This window comes from Thioclava kandeliae (genome assembly GCF_040297545.1).
Classification (GTDB): domain Bacteria; phylum Pseudomonadota; class Alphaproteobacteria; order Rhodobacterales; family Rhodobacteraceae; genus Thioclava; species Thioclava kandeliae.
Genome location: NZ_JAYWLC010000001.1, coordinates 109,313 through 126,319, shown reverse-complemented (window position 1 = coordinate 126,319; position 17,007 = coordinate 109,313). Strand labels below are relative to the sequence as shown.

Sequence of the window (17,007 nt, the reverse complement as noted above, 5' to 3'; positions counted from 1 at the left end):
GCCGGATCGTGCGTGAATCGCGCCTTTGCTCCGATATAGGGGCCGCAAAAGCGCGAGCCGCGTCATTCGGGAACGGTTCAGACGCCGCGTGGTGTATATCTTTTCGGTGGAGTGGTGCGGGTGGAGGGACTTGAACCCCCACGCCGTTAGGCGCCAGAACCTAAATCTGGTGCGTCTACCAATTTCGCCACACCCGCATCTGCGTCGCCTTTTAGCAACGCCTTTCGGACATGCAAGAGGCTTTTTGCACTTTTCTGTTATCGCAGGCGAAAATTCGCGTAAGGTTGGTAAAGAAATAGATAACGCGGCCAATCGCGAATTTACCAACGAGCAGGCACAGTATGGAAAAGCAGGCAGCTACAATAGTTTACGGCCTCGATACTGCGGGCGGAGCGCAGGGTGTCCGATCGGCAGAGATGGTTTCTGCGGTGGCGGGAATCGCGCAAGGGGCCCAGATCCGGACCCTCGAGGGGGATCTGCCGATTGAATATCTTGGTCCTGGCGACAGGATCGTGACCCGCTCGGGGATGCGCGTGCTGCGCGCGGTCTCGGTCCAGCAGGCCGATCGCGATGTGTTGTGCGTGACTGCAGGTTCGATAGGGCACGGGCGTCCGCAGGGCCCGCTCTATGTTGGCGCGCGCACCCGTCTGCGGGTGAGTGGCTGGCGCGCCGAGGCCCTTTACGGCGCAGCCGAGGCCGAGATCGAAGCGGCGCGCCTGTGCGATGGCACGCTGGTGCAGGCCGTATCGGGGCGGTCTATCTATCTTTATATGTTGCATTTCGACGCGCCCGAGACGGTTTTTGCGGAAGGCGTCGAGGTTGCGGCTGCAACCGTGGACCAGCCTGCCGAGCGCGCCTGAGCCGCAATCTGGTCGGATCAGGTGAAAAGCCGGGCATCTCGCCCGGCTTCAGTGTTTCCTGCAGCGCTCACAGAAAAAGCGAGCGCATGAGGGCGGGCAACTCGTCAGGCAGATCCTCGGCAATCAACCCCGGTCCGAACTGCCGCGCCGCCTCGACATGCATCCAGACCGCCAGCTCCGCCGCGCCCAGAAGATCGACCGCTTCGGGCGGTTGGGTCGCCAGAAGGCCGGTGATCATCCCCGCAAGCACATCGCCCGCGCCCGCCGTTGCAAGCCATGGCACCGCGCGTTCGCGGATGGCGGGATGGACAGAAGCACAGCCATCAGGACGCGCGATGACCGTCACAGCGCCCTTGAGGAGAACCACCGCGCCTGCGCGTTCGGCCGCCCGTCGGGTGATCTCGATCCGGTCCTTGCCCTGACCGAGCCCTGCGGCAAGATCGGGGAACAGTGTGCGGAACTCTCCTTCATGCGGGGTCAGGATGCAGTTCGGATGCAGGTGGTTGAAGAGGACGGATGGATCCTCGGAGAAGCAGGACAGGGCATCGGCATCAAGAACCGTGGCACGTTTGCCCCAAAGGACGGCGGGCACCATTTCCTGCGCGCGTTTATGTCCGAGCCCGGGACCCAGGCAGAGCGCGCGCAGCCGCTCGTCGGCCATCCAGCCACGCAGCGTATAGCTGTCGGGCAGGGCGCGCAGCATCAGTGCATTGATCTGGGCTGCGGTTTCCGGAATGGCGGATTGCGGCGCGGCAATGGTCACCGCGCCAGCGCCGATACGCAATGCTGCCCGTGCCGCCATCCGTGCCGCTCCGCCCTGAGCCAGCCCGCCCGAGAGAACCATCGCATGGCCGCGCTGGTATTTATGGGCGGCCTGATCGAGGCGGGTGATGCTCTGATACCATCGACGGAACGTGTTGGTACGATTGCCGCGCACAGGATCCACGAGCCGGAGTGCGCCCGCCGTTTTCGGCCGGTCGATGAGGGAGGCCGCATCCTGACTGGGCCCATCGGGCAGCCCTATATCAACCACCTCCAGCCTGCGACCCGCAATCGCGGACATGACATGGCCGGGCTTTGGCTGGTGGAAGGTGACGCAAAGATCAGCGGCGATCTGGCGGTGCGATTCGGCGGTGCTCCATTGCTCGAACGCATCGGTATCCTTGGGGGATACGGGATCGGGCGCGAGGAAGACTCCACGATCGAGATCGAGCCCCGAGGGGCAATCGACCGCGACAAGTTTCATGACATGGCGCCAGCGGGCGAGGCCGCGACGGGGCGGGCGGGCCGCCGTTTGGGTGAACAGGGCCAGATGCTCGGGCGAGAGCGGGCGTGTGCAGCCGATGCCGAAAAGCGCATCAACCAGTATATCGGGCCGGTGGCCGGTCGCGGCCATCGCGAAATCCTGCACTGTGACCGTGTCGGGCAGGGAGCGCATGGCCGTTCCGGCGGCACCTTGCGGCAGCTTGCTCGGATCGCGCAGGATCTCGACCTCCCAGCCGCGCAGGGCCAGATGCTGGGCGACAACATAGCCATCCCCGCCATTATTTCCCGGACCACAGAGAATAACCGCAGATGGAGGATCGGCACTCTCTTCCAGCTCGATCAGCTGCGGCCAATATTTCACCATCGCTGCCACGACACCGGCGCCTGCGAGCGCCATCAGCCGATCTTCATCTGTCAGTTTCTTCGACAAAGCGCTTTGTTCTGCGGCGCGCATTTGGGCAGTTGTAAGAATTTCGCTCAATTCGTGGCCTTGCTGTTTACAAACAGCCCTATAAATGTGCATCGTGATGCATAAATGGGCGTGATAACCGGAATCCTAAGTCTCGCTTGGATAAGATGAGCCTAGTCGATTGCGGGGGGCGTTGGAAAGTGTTGAGAGTGCCGTGAAGGCCAAGACGGAGGAGTCGACGGAATGAAAAAGATCGAAGCGATCATCAAACCGTTCAAACTGGATGAAGTGAAAGAAGCTCTCCAAGAGGCTGGTATCCAAGGCCTGTCTGTCATCGAAGTCAAAGGCTTCGGTCGCCAGAAGGGGCATACCGAGCTCTATCGTGGAGCCGAGTATGTTGTAGATTTCCTTCCCAAGGTGAAAATCGAGATGGTGATTTCGGACGACATGGTGGAAGCCGCTGTCGACGCGATCACCTCTGCTGCGCGCACCGAGAAGATCGGTGACGGCAAGATCTTCATCTCGCCTGTCGAGGAAGCGATCCGCATCCGGACCGGCGAAACCGGCGACGACGCGATCTGATCGCCTCTCGCCTCAACCTATGTCGGACGTAATGTCCGGCGCCTTATTGCTCAACGAAAGGGTTGCTACGAATGAGCTCTGTTAAGGACGCCCTCAAGCTGATGAAGGACGAAGAAGTCGAATACGTTGATGTTCGCTTCACCGATCCGCGCGGTAAACTTCAGCACGTGACTCTGGTCGCTGATCTGGTTGACGAAGACTTCTTCGAAGAAGGCTTCATGTTCGACGGTTCTTCGATCGCCGGTTGGAAGTCGATCGACAAGTCGGATATGAAACTGATCCCCGACGCGTCTTCGGTCTATATCGACCCCTTCTACGCCGAGAAAACCCTCTGCGTGCACTGCGCGGTTGTCGAGCCCGACACCAACGAAGCCTATGAGCGTTGCCCGCGTCAGGTTGCGGCCAAAGCAGAAGCCTATCTGAAATCCTCGGGTATCGGCGATGCGGCCTTCTTCGGCCCCGAAGCCGAATTCTTCCTCTTTGACGACGTGCGCTACTCGGTCACGCCGGCAAAAGTGTCCTTCCAGATCGACGCGGAAGCGGCGGCATGGAACACCGACACCCCGTCGGAAATGGGCAACCTCGGTCACCGCGCCGGCCACAAGGGCGGCTACTTCCCGGTGAACCCCGTCGACGAAGCCCAAGACCTGCGTGGCGAGATGCTCTCGACCATGAAGCGCATGGGCATCAAGGTTGACAAGCACCACCACGAAGTGGCGACCTGCCAGCACGAACTGGGCATGATCTTCGGCCAGCTCACCGAGCAAGCCGATAACATCCAGAAATACAAATACGTCATCCACAACGTGGCGCACGCCTATGGCAAATCGGCAACCTTCATGCCGAAGCCGATGAAAGGCGATAACGGCTCGGGTATGCACGTCAACATGTCGATCTGGAAAGACGGCAAGCCGCTCTTCGCTGGCGACAAATATGCAGACCTGTCGCAAGAGGCCCTCTACTTCATCGGTGGTATCCTCAAGCACGCGAAAGCTCTGAACGCGCTGACCAACCCGTCGACCAACTCCTACAAGCGTCTGATCCCGGGCTTCGAGGCTCCGGTTCTGCGTGCGTATTCGGCAAGCAACCGTTCGGGCTGCGTCCGTATTCCGTGGACCAACTCGCCGAAAGCCAAGCGCGTCGAAGCCCGCTTCCCCGATCCGTCGGCAAACCCCTATCTGTGCTTCGCAGCACTGATGATGGCTGGCCTCGACGGCATCAAGAACAAGATCGATCCGGGCCCGGCATCGGACAAGGATCTCTATGATCTTCCGGCCGAAGAACTCGCAGCAATCCCGACCGTTTGCGGCTCGCTGCGTGAAGCTCTGGAATCGCTCGAAGCCGATATGGACTTCCTGACCGCAGGTGACGTGTTCACCAAGGACATGCTGGAAGGCTACATCGCGCTCAAGTGGGAAGAAGTCTACGCCTACGAGCACACCCCGCACCCGATCGAATACCAGATGTATTACAGCTGCTAATCGGTCCGCTCCGGCCAGACACTCTGGCCGGAACACGGGACAGATCGAAAGCGTCACCAGAAATGGTGGCGCTTTTTCTATATGCGCAAAGCGGTTGCGATATAAACTTAAGGTTGTGTGTGAGATGCTGTCCTGGGGCAGGATTACGGGCCTACGCGCGATTGCTCCACGCAAAAGGCCGCCCCGAAGGGCGGCCTTTACGGGTCCGGTGTAAGGGAGGATACGACCGGACGCAGGGAGTTACTTGAAGGCCATCGTGGCTTTCACGGCTTTCTGCCAGCCCGCATAGAGGCGGTCGGATTCGGCCTGTTCCATCTTGGGCTCGAAGGAGCGGTCCACCGAGGCCATCTCGACCAGCTCGTCCTTGGAGGCCCAGAAGCCCACGGCCAGACCGGCCAGATAGGCCGCGCCGAGCGCCGTGGTCTCGATCACGGTCGGACGCTCGACCTCCTTGCCGAGGATGTCGGACTGGATCTGGAGAAGGAGGTCATTGGCTACGGCACCGCCATCGACACGCAGCTTCGCCAGTTCGATGCCGCTATCGGCTTCCATGGCCGAAAGGACATCCTTGGTCTGGTAGCACAGCGATTCCAGCGTCGCGCGAATGAAGTGCTCCTTGGAGGTGCCGCGGGTCAGGCCGAACACCGCGCCGCGCACTTCCGAATCCCAATAGGGCGCCCCGAGGCCCACGAAGGCGGGCACGACATAGACGCCATCACTATCGCCGACACGGCCTGCATAGACCTCGGATTCCTTGGCATTGCGGAACATCCGCAGCCCGTCGCGCAGCCACTGGATGGCCGAGCCCGCGACAAAGATCGAGCCTTCGAGCGCATATTCGACACGACCGTCCACACCCCAGGCAATGGTCGTCAGAAGGCCGTTTTCGGATTTCACCGGACGCTCGCCCGTGGTCATCAGCATGAAACAGCCGGTGCCATAGGTGTTCTTTGCCATGCCTTTCTCGAAGCAGAGCTGGCCGAATTGGGCAGCCTGCTGGTCCCCCGCCATACCCGCGATGGGCAGCTGGATGCCCTGGAACGCATCGCGATGGGTGGTGCCATAGACTTCGGAGGAGGGGCGCACCTCGGGCAGCATCGAAGCCGGAACGGTCAGGTGCTCCAAGAGCTCCTCGTCCCATTTCAGGTCGAAGATATTATACATCAGCGTGCGCGAGGCATTGGTGTAATCGGTCACATGGACCTCGCCACCGGTCAGCTTCCAGACGAGCCAGGTGTCGATCGTCCCGAAGAGAAGATCGCCGGCATCGGCTTTCTCGCGCGCGCCCGGCACATTATCGAGGATCCATTTCACCTTGGTGCCGGAGAAATAGGCGTCGATCAACAGACCCGTCTTGTCGCGGAAGGTCTCGTCGAGGCCCTTTGCCTTCAACTCTTTGCAGACATCGAGCGTCTGACGTGACTGCCACACGATCGCGTTATAGACCGGACGACCGGTTTTTTTGTCCCAAACCACAGCGGTTTCACGCTGGTTGGTGATCCCGATCGAGGCGATCTCGTCGGAGGAGACTTCGGCATTCGACAGCAGCTCCGCCACAACCGATTGCACCGAGGACCAGATCTCCATCGCGTTATGCTCGACCCAACCCGGTTTGGGGAAGATCTGCTCGAATTCCTTCTGGGTCGTGTGGACGATATGGCCGGCTTTGTCGAACAGGATGGCACGCGAGCTGGTCGTGCCCTGATCGATGGCAAGAACGTATTTCTTGGTCATGTCATGTTCCTTCCCTAAAGAGATGTGCCGTATGGGCGGTCACATCCCGTTCTTCTTTGGTTCAGCCCGCCACGGGGGTGACGAGTGCTGCATACAGGTAAGCGCCGGCGATGGCGCCACAGATCGGGGCGATAACGGGCAGCCATGCATAGCCCCAGTCGCTATCGCGTTTTCCTCTGATCGGCATCAGCGCATGCGCGATGCGCGGGCCAAGATCACGGGCAGGGTTGATCGCATAGCCGGTCGGACCGCCCAGCGAAAGGCCGATGGCCAGAATGAAGAAGCCGACGATCAGCGGATTGAGACCATCGGCGAATGTATTCGCCCCGATGCAGCTCAGCCCGAACATCAACACGGCCGTTCCCAGGAATTCCGAGAGAAAGTTGGCGGGTGTGTTCTTGATCGCGGGCTGCGTGCAGAAGACCGCAAGCTTCAGATCCGCATCCTCGGTTTCGGCCCAGTGGGGCAGATACATCAGATAGGTCAGAATACCGCCAAGAATACCGCCGAGCATCTGGCCCGCGATATAGACAGGCACATCAGCCCAAGGCAGCTGGCCGGTCATGGCAAAGGCGATAGTCAGCGCGGGGTTCAGATGCGCCCCGGAATATTTGCCTGCGACGTAGACGCCGAAGGTCACGGCCAGACCCCAACCGAAGGCGATGACAATCCATCCGCCGTTGAACCCTTTGGATTTTGCCAAAAGCACGTTGGCCACGACACCGCAGCCGAAAAGCGTCAGGACAGCCGTCCCGACAAGTTCGCTCAGAAAGAAGTCCATGCTTCCTCCCCCCTCAATAGGCCCTCAAAACAGTTCGCTGTGACCGTCTCCCGTTTGGCATATTCCTCTTATGCCGCCCGGTCTCCTCCATAGCTACGAGGCCACGCGTAATTTCGATTCTCCATCCGAGCAAGGGCAAAATGTTCGGAATCGAAAATTATGAACTGAAAATCTGCGCAAGCGAACATCTCGTCAATATGGTTTTTGAATGTTAGCGGATGACATTGCGGCAATTGAAACTGATGGGCAGACGCGCAGCCGAATCGAAGATTTTGGTGTTGCGCTGGCGATATGGCTGTATGTTGGAAAAATATCCAATGTTCGTCTGGGTTCTGAAAGAACAAATTATCGCCCCTGATACTAATCATGATTAGAGAAAGCCCGTGATTGTATGGGAAATTGCATGAATCTCCGATTTTTTCGTCGCGACGCTATGTCATAATGCTTTCACTTGAAAAAAACCGAACATAAAGCTATCTGAGTGACTGAGCGGGGATCTCCGCCATATTTCCATTTCCCGCACGAGGCTGACTGATGCGCGCTGAGACACTTGCCAAGCTGCAAAGCAACGAGACCTTCGATCTGCTGATCATCGGCGGTGGCGCGACCGGTTGCGGTATCGCGGTGGATGCGGCGACGCGCGGGCTCAAGGTCGCGCTTGTCGAACGTTACGACTTTGCCGAAGGCACCTCCAGCCGCTCGACCAAGCTGGTGCATGGCGGCGTGCGTTATCTCGAAGCGGCGGTGAAAAAACTCGACAAGGGGCAATATGATCTGGTGCGCCATGCGTTGCACGAGCGTGGCGCGCTGTTGCGCAACGCACCGCACCTGTCGCGCCCCCTGCCGCTCATTACGCCGGTCTATAGCTGGCTGCAGGTGCCCTATCTCTATGCCGGGCTGAAGCTCTACGACCTCCTGTCGGGCAAGATGAATATCGGCCATTCCAAAGTGATCAGCGCCAAGAAGGCCAAGGCGCGGTTCCCGATGCTGCGCTCCAAGGGGCTCAAGGCCGTGGTGCAATATTATGATGGCCAGTTCGTCGATTGCCGGATGTGTGTGACGCTGGCGATGACCGCCGAGCGCGCAGGCGCTGTGATGGCCAACCATATCGCCGTTACCGGCCTGACCCATGAGGCGGGCAAGATTACCGGTGCCGATGTCGAGGATGCGCTGACCGGCGAGAGCTTCTCGATCCGCGCCAAGAAGGTCGTCAATGCGACTGGTCCCTTTGCCGATGCGATCCGCCAGATGGACCATGCCGATGCAAAACCGATCCTGAAGGGCTCGTCGGGGATCCATATCCTGCTCGACAGCTCCTTCGTGCCGCCCGATGAAGGGCTCCTGATCCCGCAAACCGATGACGGGCGTGTGGTCTTCATCCTGCCGTGGCAGGGGCAGGCGCTGGTGGGCACCACCGATACCTCCTGCGAGGTGGTGGACCATCCGACCGTATCCGAAGAGGATATCGCCTATCTTCTGGACTATGTGAAACGCTATTTCGACATCGACGTGACCCGTGCGGATGTGAAATCGGCTTGGTCCGGTATCCGCCCGCTGGTCTTTAATCCCGAGGCTAAAGACACTGCCGAGCTGGCGCGTGACCATGTGATTATCGAGGATAATTCGGGTCTTATCACCATCTCGGGCGGTAAATGGACGACCTATCGCTACATGGCCGAGGAGGCCGTGGACAAGGTGATTGCCGGGGGTGAGTTCGCAGGGCTGAAGCCCTGTCTGACCCATGACATGAAGCTTCTGGGGGCCGAGGGCTATGTGGCCGGCGGCGCGGGCGATCTGGTGCGTGATTTCGGGTTGCCGCTGGATGTGGCCGAGCATCTGCATCATTCCTATGGCGACCGTGCACCTGTTGTGGCGGAGATGGCGCGCGAGGAGGGGCTGGCGAGCCGTCTGGCTGCGGCGCATCCCTATATCGAGGCGGAGGTGCTTTATACCATGCGCCACGAGGCTGCGCAGCGCGTGGCCGATGTGCTCTGCCGCCGGATGACGCTGACCCATGTCGATAGCCGCGCGGCCAATGCCGCCATCGCCCGTGTCGCCGATCTGATGACGACGGAGGCCGGATGGGACAGCGCACGCCGTGACGCCGAAGTGGCTTTGGCCGAGGAGCGCACAACCGTCGCGCTCTGAGCCGTAAAAACCGTTCCCGCATGCACTGATCATCTGTCATGCGGAGGACGTGGGGCTCGCGGGACCGGACGAAATGGGCCAGTCCGGTCTCGCGAGCCAAAGCGCCTCGGTGGTGGAAAGCTGCCCGTAAGCTCTTGACAGATTTGGCTTCGCCTCGCCAATTAGGGGCAGTCAGTGCCACAGCGGAGCAAGGTTGCGATGTCCACGCTCACCCAACGCCAGAACCAGATTACCGAAATTGCCCGTTCGGAGGGTTTTGTCGGGATCGAGGATATTGCCGTGCGTCTGGACGTGACGCCACAGACCATCCGGCGCGATATCAAACTGCTCTGTGATATGGGGATCTTGCACCGCTATCATGGGGGGGCGAGCCTGATGACCAATACCCGTAACCGCGATCATGCGCGCCGCCGCGAGGAAATGGCCTCCGAGAAGGCGCGGATCGGCGAGATGGTGGCTGCCCATATTCCTGATGGCGCCTCGATCTTTCTTAATATCGGCACCACGACCGAGGCCATCGCGCAGGCATTGCTGGGCAAGAAAGAGCTGCATGTTGTGACCAATAATATCAATGTGGTCACGCTGCTGTCGCAACGCGAGGATTTCGACATCACCATCGCTGGTGGTCAGGTGCGCAAGCGCGATCTGGCGGTGGTGGGCGAGGCGACCATCGGCTTCATCAACCAGTTCAAGGTCGATTTCGGGATCATCGGGATTTCGGGGATCGACGAGGATGGCACGCTTCTGGATTTCGACTATCGCGAGGTGCAGGTGGCGCAAGCGATCATTGCCAATTCGCGCACGACCTTCCTTGCCACCGATCATACGAAATTCGGGCGTCGGGCGATGGTGAAGCTCGGCCATCTCGATGATCTTGATGGCCTCTTTATCGACGCGCTGCCCGGTGCCCCTTATGCCGATGTCCTGAAGGCATCCAATGTGTCGGTGCATGTTGCCAAGCCCTAGATATATTAAGGGCTTGGCGGAGTTTATTCATGCGTTTTGTCAGATGATCACGCGCGAAGGTGCGAGCACGCGGTAGATGATCGCACCCAAGACCGCGCCAAAGATCCACGCATAGCCCGAGAGCACGGCCAGCACAGGCACCCAGACGGTCGCGACCGAGAAGATGGCCGCGATGATGAAGGCGATCAGGGCCGCGTCATTCCAGCCGTTCTTGTAGTGGTAGCGTCCGCCCGAGCGCGCATAGAGGTCTTTCTTGTCGAGATGACCCTTTCGCAGCAGGAAGTAATCGGTAATCATGATCCCGTAAAGCGGTGCAAGAGTGGCGCCCAACGTATTGACAAAGCCAGAGATTCCGACATCGGCGATGAAGCTCACCCAGAGCCCGCCGATCACCAGCGCAAAGCCCGAGGTGATCGCGCCCGCCATGCGGAAGCTGATATGGCGCGGGGCCAGACTTGCAATGCCGTTCACCGCCGGAATAAAATTGGCTACCAGATTGATGCCCACGGTCGCGGCAAAAAAGGTGATCGCGGCGATGATGCCGAGGACCACGCTATCGGTGCGCTCGACAATGGCGGTAGGGTTGATGATCTCCTCGCCATAGACGACGGCAGCGCCTGCAGTGGTCAACAGGGCAAGTGCCGAGAAGATCACCATATTCAGCGGCAGCCCCGCGAGATTGCCGAGGACCATCGCGCGTTTCGATTTCGCATAGCGCGAGAAATCGGAGAAGTTGATCAGCACCGCCGCGAAATAGGACACCATCGTGCCGACAATGGCGATAAAGCCCGAGATCTCGGTCCAGACCGTCCCGTCGGGATTGGCAAAGATGGTCTGCGCCTGCGACCAGAGTTGACCGTCGGATTTGATCCAGAGCACGATCAGGAGGCCGATCATCACCGCATAGACGAACGGACCCGCGATGTTAAGGAAGGTCTCTACCCAGTTCATTCCACGCCAGAAAATGACGATATGGAAGGCCCAGACAAGAACGAAACTGATCCAGTCGATCGTGCCGAGGCCGAGGAAGGTGCCGCCCGAGGTGATGCCGGTGACCGAGCAGATTAGGAGCGCCAGTGCGGTGGAGGCGAAATAGACCTGAACGCCATACCAGAAGACGGCCACGACGGCGCGCAAGATGGCTGGGAGTTTTGCGCCCTGCAGGCCCTGGCTTGCGCGCGCGAGCACCGGATAGGGGATGCCGTAACGCTGTCCGGCCACGCCCGAGAGATTGACCAGTGCCATCACCAGTAGACCCGCCACGATCAGCGCCGCAAAGGCCGTCCAGCCGCTGACGCCATAGGAGATGAAAAGCGAGGCCACCAGAGAATAGCCGAAGAGCGACTGGATATCATTCGCCCAGATGTTGAAGATTGCGAACCAACCCCATGTTTTTTCATGCGGCATGGTCGGCGCCAGTGGGTCGCTGTCATGCGGTGAGGAGGGCAGATAGGTCTGGTCTGGATCGAAACTGGTCTCGGTCATATGAGGTCCCCGTGCGGCTTGCGCGTTTTTATCAACTGTCTCTGCGGACAGGTTCAGGCTAAGCAGCAGTCACGGGAAAATTCGATTCCGGACTCGCTCTAATTCCAAGCATGCTTGCAAAATTCGTAAGTCTGCCTGTTTTATGAGCAGATATCGGAATGCGGGAAGGTGGCAGCGGCGACTTCGCCCATTCCTGATATTTTTGCTCACTTTCTCGGGATTTGATCCATCGCAATGTTGCGGTGCTTATCCGAGTCAATCTATCAGGAAGTAACCTGTTAAGGATTCGCTCATGGAACTCGGACAGATCGATGCGCTCGACCGGACATTCGCTCTCGGAGAGGCGCGCAAGGGCTATCGTGGCCGAGTTGCCTGTATCCTGCCGGTCCCCGGTAGCGGGCGTCTGGCGCCCGAAGAAATGGAACGGCGTCTGATCGAGATGGGCTTCATCGAAGGCGTCGAGATCTCGGTCATCCATGAAGCCCCGTTCGGGCGTGACCCGATTGCGGTGCGTGTGGGCGAGGCAACGGTTGCGCTGCGCCGCCGCGATGCTATGGCGATCCTGACGGAGTAGGTTTCCCGACGGAGTATATTTATGCTCGAGCCTGATGCCAGAGCGGATGGTCCCTTGCGGTTGGCGCTGATCGGCGCTCCCAATTGCGGCAAGACATCTCTTTTCAACGCCCTTACGGGGGCCAACCAGCGGGTCGGGAACTATTCCGGTGTGACGGTGGAGCGCAAGATCGGGCGGACGGTGACGCCCGCCGGCGAGGCGCTGATGGTCATCGACCTTCCCGGAACCTATTCACTGCGCGCCCGCAGTCCCGATGAGGTTGTGACGCGCGATGTCGTGCTGGGGCGGCGCAAGGATGTAGGTCAGATCGATCTGCTGGTGGTGGTGGCCGATGCCACCCATTTGCGGCCCGGACTGCGGCTGGCGCAGGAGCTTCGGGCGTGCGGGATCCCGATACTCGTGGTTCTGAACATGATCGATATCGCGCGCCATCGCGGGATCACGATCGACGCCGAACGTCTGGAGCATGAGCTGGGCCTGCCTGTGGTGACCTCTACGGCCGTGCGCCGTGGCGGGATGGAGACGCTCTGGGCCCGGATCGACGCGATGCTGGGGCAGGGTCTGCCCGAGCGGGGCGCGATGACATGGCAGGAACCCACCGCGGCCCAGTTGCGCACGGCCCTGCGTCAGGCCGACGGCCTGATTGCCCGCACCGTTCACAAGCCCGTTGCGCCCAGAAGCCTGACCGAGAAAATCGATACGGTCCTGCTCAACCCCTTTTTCGGACCGGTCTTCCTGCTGGTGCTGATGTTCGCGATGTTCCAGGCCGTTTTCGCGGGAGCGGCCCCTCTGATGGATGCGATCACCGTTTTCGTCGACTGGGTCTCGGCCACGGTCTCGGCGGCTCTGCCCGAGGGGCTCTTGCGCGGATTGATTGTTGATGGTGCGATTGCAGGTGTCGGCTCGGTGATCATCTTCCTGCCGCAGATCCTGATCCTCTTCGCCTTCATCCTGATCCTCGAGGATCTGGGCTATATGGCACGTGCGGCCTTCCTGATGGACCGGATCATGGGCCATGCGGGGCTGCACGGGCGGGCTTTCATTCCGCTCCTGTCGAGTTTTGCCTGCGCCGTGCCAGGGATCATGTCGGCCCGTGTCATCGATGACCGGCGCGACCGGCTGACCACGATCCTCATCGCGCCGCTGATGACCTGTTCGGCGCGCATCCCGGTCTATACGCTGCTGATCGGGGCCTTTGTGCCCGCGCGCAGCATAGGTCCCGGGATCGGGTTGCAGGGGCTCGTGATGTTCGGCCTCTTTGCCGCCGGGGTGATCTCGGCGCTGCTGGTGGCTTTTGTCAGCCGGTTGCTGTTGCGTCGCAACGAGATCGCCGCCCCCCTGATGCTGGATCTGCCCGATTACAAGATCCCGCAGCTGCGCGGGGTAGTGCTGGGGCTCTGGCAGCGGGCGCGGGCCTTCCTGCGCCGTGCGGGCACCATCATCTTCTATGCCTCGGTGGTGGTCTGGGTGCTCTCGACCTTCCCGTTCCCGCCCGAAGGTGCCTCCGAACCCGCCATCAATTACAGTTTTGCCGCAATGATCGGGCATCTGCTCGAGCCGATCCTGTCGCCCATCGGCTTCACATGGCAGATTTGTGTTGCGCTGGTGCCGGGGATGGCCGCACGCGAGGTCGCCGTGGCAGGGCTCTCGACGGTCTATGCCGTCTCGGGTGGCGAGGCGGCGCTGGGGTCGACACTGGCCGCGCATTGGCCGCTGGCGACCGGCGTGTCGCTGCTGGTATGGTATATCTTCGCGCCACAATGCCTGTCGACGCTGGCGGTGATCAAGCGCGAGACGGGCACGGCGCGATGGATGTGGGTCACGGTGGTCTATATGTTCGGGCTGGCCTATGTGTTCAGCTTCATCGCCTATCATCTGGTGCGGGCACTGGGCGGATGATCGCCTAAGGGTGGTGCAAAATCGCACATATTTTGTTTGCATCTGTGGAATTGTGCGAAGTCAAATCTACGGTATCTTCGGATCAGACCTTATCGTCCAACCTCCGGAGATACCGATGAAATCCTTGATCCTCGCCGCTGGCCTCGCGCTTGGCATGACCACGATCGCCCATGCTGCTACCGAAGAATACACACTGGACGCAAGCCACAGCCAGATCGTGTTCGACTACAACCACCTCGGTTTCTCGACCACCACCGGCATGTTCTCGGGGTTCGAGGGCACCATCGAGTTCGACGCGCAGGATCCCTCGAAATCCTCCGTCTCGATCGAATTCCCGGCAGATAGCCTGATCACCGGCTGGGATGCGCGCACCAAGCACTTCCTGACCGCCGATTTCTTCGATGCCGAAGCCAATCCGGAAATCTCGTTCAAATCGACCTCGATCGAAGTGACTGGCGAGAAAACCGGCAAGATCACCGGCGACCTGACCCTGAATGGCGTGACCAAGCCCATCACCATCGACGCGACCATGACCCAGATGGGCGAGCATCCGATGGAAAAGAAACCGTGGGTCGGTTTCGACGGAACCACCGTGATCAAACGTTCGGATTTCGACATGGGCATGTATGCGCCCTACGTCTCGGATGACGTTCAGGTCCGCATCTCGATCGAAGCGATGAAAGCGGCTGCCGAATAAGATCCGTTTTGGCACAGGCCCGTTCCGGCCTGCTCCACCACTCGGATGCCCGCTGCGGACCCCGCGGCGGGCATTTTCCGTCTCATACCACTCGCGAGGGACGCACGAACTCCGCCCGTGCCTGAGCCACTGCCTCGCGGGTGATGCAGCCCTGCGCATGATCGTTGATCAGCCCCATTGCCTGCATGAACGCATAGGTCGTAATCGGTCCCACGAATTTCCAGCCCCGCTTGCGGAGATCTTTCGAAAGCCGCACCGAGACGGGCGAACTGGGCGCGACCATCAGTTCCATCAACTCCTCCTCGCGCGGCTCGTAAGACCAGAAGAACGCCGCCAGTGACCCGAACTCCGCCCGCATCTCGAGCGCGCGTCCGGCATTGTTGATTGCCGCCTCGATCTTGCCGCGATGGCGGATGATACCCGCATCCTGCACCAGCCGCTCCACATCGCGCGTGTCAAAACGCGCGACCGTCTCGATGTCGAACCCCGCAAATACCGCGCGGAAATTCTCGCGCTTGGCCAGAATGGTGCGCCAGCTCAATCCGCTCTGGAACCCCTCGAGGCAGATCTTCTCGAAAAGCCGTGTGTCGCAGCCTACCGGAAAGCCCCATTCCTCGTCGTGATAGCGGCGGTAGAATTCCGGCGCATCCGGCATACACCAGCCACAACGGCAGAGCCCGTCCGGTCCTGTCTCCAGCATGTTCATGATTTACCCCTTCCATTGTCTTGAAATATCCTCGGGGGTGAATTTTTGCGCAAGCAAAAAGAGGGGGCGCGAGCGCCCCCTTTACACCATTGTCCCGGTTCTGTTCGCTCAGGATTTCTGCGCGGTCAGGTCCACATTGATCGTGACGGGGAAGCCAACCGTGCCCTCGTCAGGATAGGCCGCCCCCATTTTCCAGTCGCGCCGGTCGATCTGGATCTGAGCCTTCATCGTGGCTGTGTCGCCATCGATGCTCAGGGTGAAGGGCAGCTCGAGCGGGGCAGTATTGCCGATCAGCGTGAGTGTCCCTTTGGCGGTATGGGCGGGGCCTGCGCCCTCGCGCGTGATATCGGCCTCATAGGTGGCGGTGGTGAAGGTCGAGGTATCGAAGAATTCCGTGCCTTTGGCCTGATCGGTGACCGAGCCCAGATCGAGGCTGGTCGTGTCGATCATCACCTTCACATGGCCGGTGCCGGTGCTCTCGTCATAATCGATATCGGCGGTCCAGGTCCCGAAATGGCCCTCCACGGGGCTGCCCATCTGCACGACGCTGAAGCTGAGGCTGCCCTGCGTCACGGTCCAGTTGCCCGCCGCAGGTTGCGCGGGAGCTTGCGTGGTTTGTTGTTCGGCAGGCGCGTCCTTGGGCGCTTGCGCCATGCGCTCTGCCGCGCCCAGAAGCGCGAAGAGGATCACGGCGACCCAGATCACCAGCGCGGCGAGAGTGGCACAGCCATGGGCTTTGGCCGCGTCCTCGCGCCCCGACCAGCGGCCATGCGTCATCCGCGCCAGTGTGCCATCGCGGTCGATCACCACATGTTTGAGCACACCGAGGATATGGAGCGCCAGCGAGACATAGAGCACCCAGACCGCGGTCTTGTGCACATGTTCGGCCACATGGGCGAGGCTTTCGGATTTTGGCACGAAGGGCAGGTTCTGGCCGAAGGGCCACCAGATCGGTGCGAAGCCCTGTTCGGCGGCATGGGTGATCCAGCCCGAAAGCGGCATCACGAACATCGCGCCGTAAAGCGCGAAATGCACGACCTCGGCGGCCCATGTCTCCAGCCGCCGTTCGGGATGGAGCGGCGCGGGGCGGGTCTGGGTCATCGCCCAGATTACCCGCAGGACGGCGAGGAAGAAGGTCGCGACCCCGATCGTCTTATGCGCGCTGTAGACCGTTTGCAGCGTGGCTGTCGTCTCGGCATTGCGCGGCAGGCTCTCGCCATAGAGCCCGAGCCCGATCGCGCTCAGGATCAGAAGGGCGATTGCCCAATGCAGGCTCCGCGCGATCATGCCATAGCTTAGCGGGGTGTTGGTCAGCATCTGTTTCTCCGGCTGGGTGTCACCTGTCAGGTTCCTTGATACGGGGAAATCCTCGCCGGACCAGCGGGATCTGCGCACAGCGCCTGTGCAAGGCCCCGAAAT

The 17,007-nt window shown here is 60.4% G+C and carries 15 protein-coding genes and 1 tRNA gene; 9 read left to right on the top strand and 7 right to left on the bottom strand.

Annotation, left to right across the window (positions count from 1 at the left end):
- Window positions 1-112: 112 nt before the first annotated feature.
- Window positions 113-197: transfer RNA gene (locus VSX56_RS00650), tRNA-Leu, on the bottom strand.
- A gap of 144 nt (window positions 198-341) precedes the next feature.
- Here VSX56_RS00650 and VSX56_RS00645 point away from each other — a divergent pair.
- Window positions 342-860, top strand: coding sequence for a Hint domain-containing protein (locus VSX56_RS00645; RefSeq protein WP_350934094.1), 519 nt, complete (start codon window positions 342-344; stop codon window positions 858-860).
- 67 nt (window positions 861-927) lie between these two features.
- On the opposite strand, the gene VSX56_RS00640 is transcribed toward VSX56_RS00645, so the two are convergent.
- Entirely contained in the window at window positions 928-2,523 is a 1,596-nt protein-coding gene (locus tag VSX56_RS00640; protein WP_350934092.1) for an NAD(P)H-hydrate dehydratase, read from the bottom strand.
- Window positions 2,524-2,778: 255 nt separating this feature from the next.
- On the opposite strand from VSX56_RS00640, the gene VSX56_RS00635 reads away from it, so the two are divergent.
- Window positions 2,779-3,117 carry a P-II family nitrogen regulator gene (locus tag VSX56_RS00635; RefSeq protein ID WP_339112443.1) on the top strand — a complete coding sequence of 113 codons (339 nt, stop codon included), beginning with the start codon at window positions 2,779-2,781 and terminating at the stop codon, window positions 3,115-3,117.
- 71 nt (window positions 3,118-3,188) lie between these two features.
- Complete coding sequence (gene glnA / locus VSX56_RS00630; RefSeq protein WP_339112444.1) at window positions 3,189-4,598, top strand: type I glutamate--ammonia ligase; 1,410 nt, start codon at window positions 3,189-3,191, stop codon at window positions 4,596-4,598.
- 240 nt (window positions 4,599-4,838) lie between these two features.
- Here glnA and glpK read toward each other — a convergent pair whose 3' ends face one another.
- Window positions 4,839-6,332, bottom strand: coding sequence for a glycerol kinase GlpK (gene glpK, locus VSX56_RS00625; RefSeq protein ID WP_339112445.1), 1,494 nt, complete (start codon window positions 6,330-6,332; stop codon window positions 4,839-4,841).
- Between the two features lie 61 nt (window positions 6,333-6,393).
- Window positions 6,394-7,113 carry an MIP/aquaporin family protein gene (locus VSX56_RS00620; protein WP_350934089.1) on the bottom strand — a complete coding sequence of 240 codons (720 nt, stop codon included), beginning with the start codon at window positions 7,111-7,113 and terminating at the stop codon, window positions 6,394-6,396.
- Window positions 7,114-7,321: 208 nt separating this feature from the next.
- On the opposite strand from VSX56_RS00620, the gene VSX56_RS00615 reads away from it, so the two are divergent.
- The 3 genes from VSX56_RS00615 to VSX56_RS00605 all read left to right on the top strand — a co-directional run bounded on the left by VSX56_RS00615 (window position 7,322) and on the right by VSX56_RS00605 (window position 10,227).
- Window positions 7,322-7,471, top strand: a complete 150-nt coding sequence (locus tag VSX56_RS00615) for a hypothetical protein (protein WP_350934086.1) — start codon at window positions 7,322-7,324, stop codon at window positions 7,469-7,471.
- Window positions 7,472-7,647: 176 nt separating this feature from the next.
- A complete protein-coding gene (locus VSX56_RS00610; RefSeq protein ID WP_350934084.1) occupies window positions 7,648-9,261 on the top strand; it encodes an FAD-dependent oxidoreductase in 1,614 nt (537 codons plus the stop codon).
- A 198-nt stretch (window positions 9,262-9,459) separates the two neighbouring features.
- A complete protein-coding gene (locus tag VSX56_RS00605) occupies window positions 9,460-10,227 on the top strand; it encodes a DeoR/GlpR family DNA-binding transcription regulator (RefSeq protein ID WP_350934082.1) in 768 nt (255 codons plus the stop codon).
- Between the two features lie 39 nt (window positions 10,228-10,266).
- Here VSX56_RS00605 and VSX56_RS00600 read toward each other — a convergent pair whose 3' ends face one another.
- Complete coding sequence (locus tag VSX56_RS00600; protein WP_350934635.1) at window positions 10,267-11,634, bottom strand: NCS1 family nucleobase:cation symporter-1; 1,368 nt, start codon at window positions 11,632-11,634, stop codon at window positions 10,267-10,269.
- Between the two features lie 370 nt (window positions 11,635-12,004).
- On the opposite strand from VSX56_RS00600, the gene VSX56_RS00595 reads away from it, so the two are divergent.
- From VSX56_RS00595 to VSX56_RS00585, 3 genes are all read left to right on the top strand, one after another.
- Entirely contained in the window at window positions 12,005-12,286 is a 282-nt protein-coding gene (locus VSX56_RS00595) for a FeoA family protein (protein WP_339112450.1), read from the top strand.
- Window positions 12,287-12,307: 21 nt separating this feature from the next.
- Window positions 12,308-14,185 (top strand): ferrous iron transporter B, encoded by a 1,878-nt coding sequence (gene feoB, locus VSX56_RS00590; RefSeq protein ID WP_350934079.1) that lies wholly within the window; start codon window positions 12,308-12,310, stop codon window positions 14,183-14,185.
- A 115-nt stretch (window positions 14,186-14,300) separates the two neighbouring features.
- A complete protein-coding gene (locus VSX56_RS00585; RefSeq protein WP_339112453.1) occupies window positions 14,301-14,882 on the top strand; it encodes a YceI family protein in 582 nt (193 codons plus the stop codon).
- A gap of 82 nt (window positions 14,883-14,964) precedes the next feature.
- Here VSX56_RS00585 and VSX56_RS00580 read toward each other — a convergent pair whose 3' ends face one another.
- Window positions 14,965-15,588, bottom strand: a complete 624-nt coding sequence (locus VSX56_RS00580; RefSeq protein WP_350934076.1) for a DNA-3-methyladenine glycosylase I — start codon at window positions 15,586-15,588, stop codon at window positions 14,965-14,967.
- Window positions 15,589-15,696: 108 nt separating this feature from the next.
- Entirely contained in the window at window positions 15,697-16,905 is a 1,209-nt protein-coding gene (locus VSX56_RS00575) for a cytochrome b/b6 domain-containing protein (RefSeq protein WP_350934074.1), read from the bottom strand.
- Window positions 16,906-17,007 lie beyond the last annotated feature (102 nt).

What these genes read in the sequence shown, in the direction of transcription:
- VSX56_RS00635 (WP_339112443.1), top strand. Translation starts at nt 2,779, where the DNA reads ATGAAAAAGATCGAAGCGATCATCAAACCGTTCAAACTGGATGAAGTG.
- VSX56_RS00645 (WP_350934094.1), top strand. Translation starts at nt 342, where the DNA reads ATGGAAAAGCAGGCAGCTACAATAGTTTACGGCCTCGATACTGCGGGC.
- feoB (WP_350934079.1), top strand. Translation starts at nt 12,308, where the DNA reads ATGCTCGAGCCTGATGCCAGAGCGGATGGTCCCTTGCGGTTGGCGCTG.
- VSX56_RS00595 (WP_339112450.1), top strand. Translation starts at nt 12,005, where the DNA reads ATGGAACTCGGACAGATCGATGCGCTCGACCGGACATTCGCTCTCGGA.
- VSX56_RS00580 (WP_350934076.1), bottom strand. Translation starts at nt 15,588, where the DNA reads ATGAACATGCTGGAGACAGGACCGGACGGGCTCTGCCGTTGTGGCTGG.
- glpK (WP_339112445.1), bottom strand. Translation starts at nt 6,332, where the DNA reads ATGACCAAGAAATACGTTCTTGCCATCGATCAGGGCACGACCAGCTCG.
- glnA (WP_339112444.1), top strand. Translation starts at nt 3,189, where the DNA reads ATGAGCTCTGTTAAGGACGCCCTCAAGCTGATGAAGGACGAAGAAGTC.
- VSX56_RS00575 (WP_350934074.1), bottom strand. Translation starts at nt 16,905, where the DNA reads ATGCTGACCAACACCCCGCTAAGCTATGGCATGATCGCGCGGAGCCTG.
- VSX56_RS00605 (WP_350934082.1), top strand. Translation starts at nt 9,460, where the DNA reads ATGTCCACGCTCACCCAACGCCAGAACCAGATTACCGAAATTGCCCGT.
- VSX56_RS00640 (WP_350934092.1), bottom strand. Translation starts at nt 2,523, where the DNA reads ATGGCGCTCGCAGGCGCCGGTGTCGTGGCAGCGATGGTGAAATATTGG.
- VSX56_RS00585 (WP_339112453.1), top strand. Translation starts at nt 14,301, where the DNA reads ATGAAATCCTTGATCCTCGCCGCTGGCCTCGCGCTTGGCATGACCACG.
- VSX56_RS00610 (WP_350934084.1), top strand. Translation starts at nt 7,648, where the DNA reads ATGCGCGCTGAGACACTTGCCAAGCTGCAAAGCAACGAGACCTTCGAT.
- VSX56_RS00615 (WP_350934086.1), top strand. Translation starts at nt 7,322, where the DNA reads ATGTTAGCGGATGACATTGCGGCAATTGAAACTGATGGGCAGACGCGC.
- VSX56_RS00620 (WP_350934089.1), bottom strand. Translation starts at nt 7,113, where the DNA reads ATGGACTTCTTTCTGAGCGAACTTGTCGGGACGGCTGTCCTGACGCTT.
- VSX56_RS00600 (WP_350934635.1), bottom strand. Translation starts at nt 11,634, where the DNA reads ATGCCGCATGAAAAAACATGGGGTTGGTTCGCAATCTTCAACATCTGG.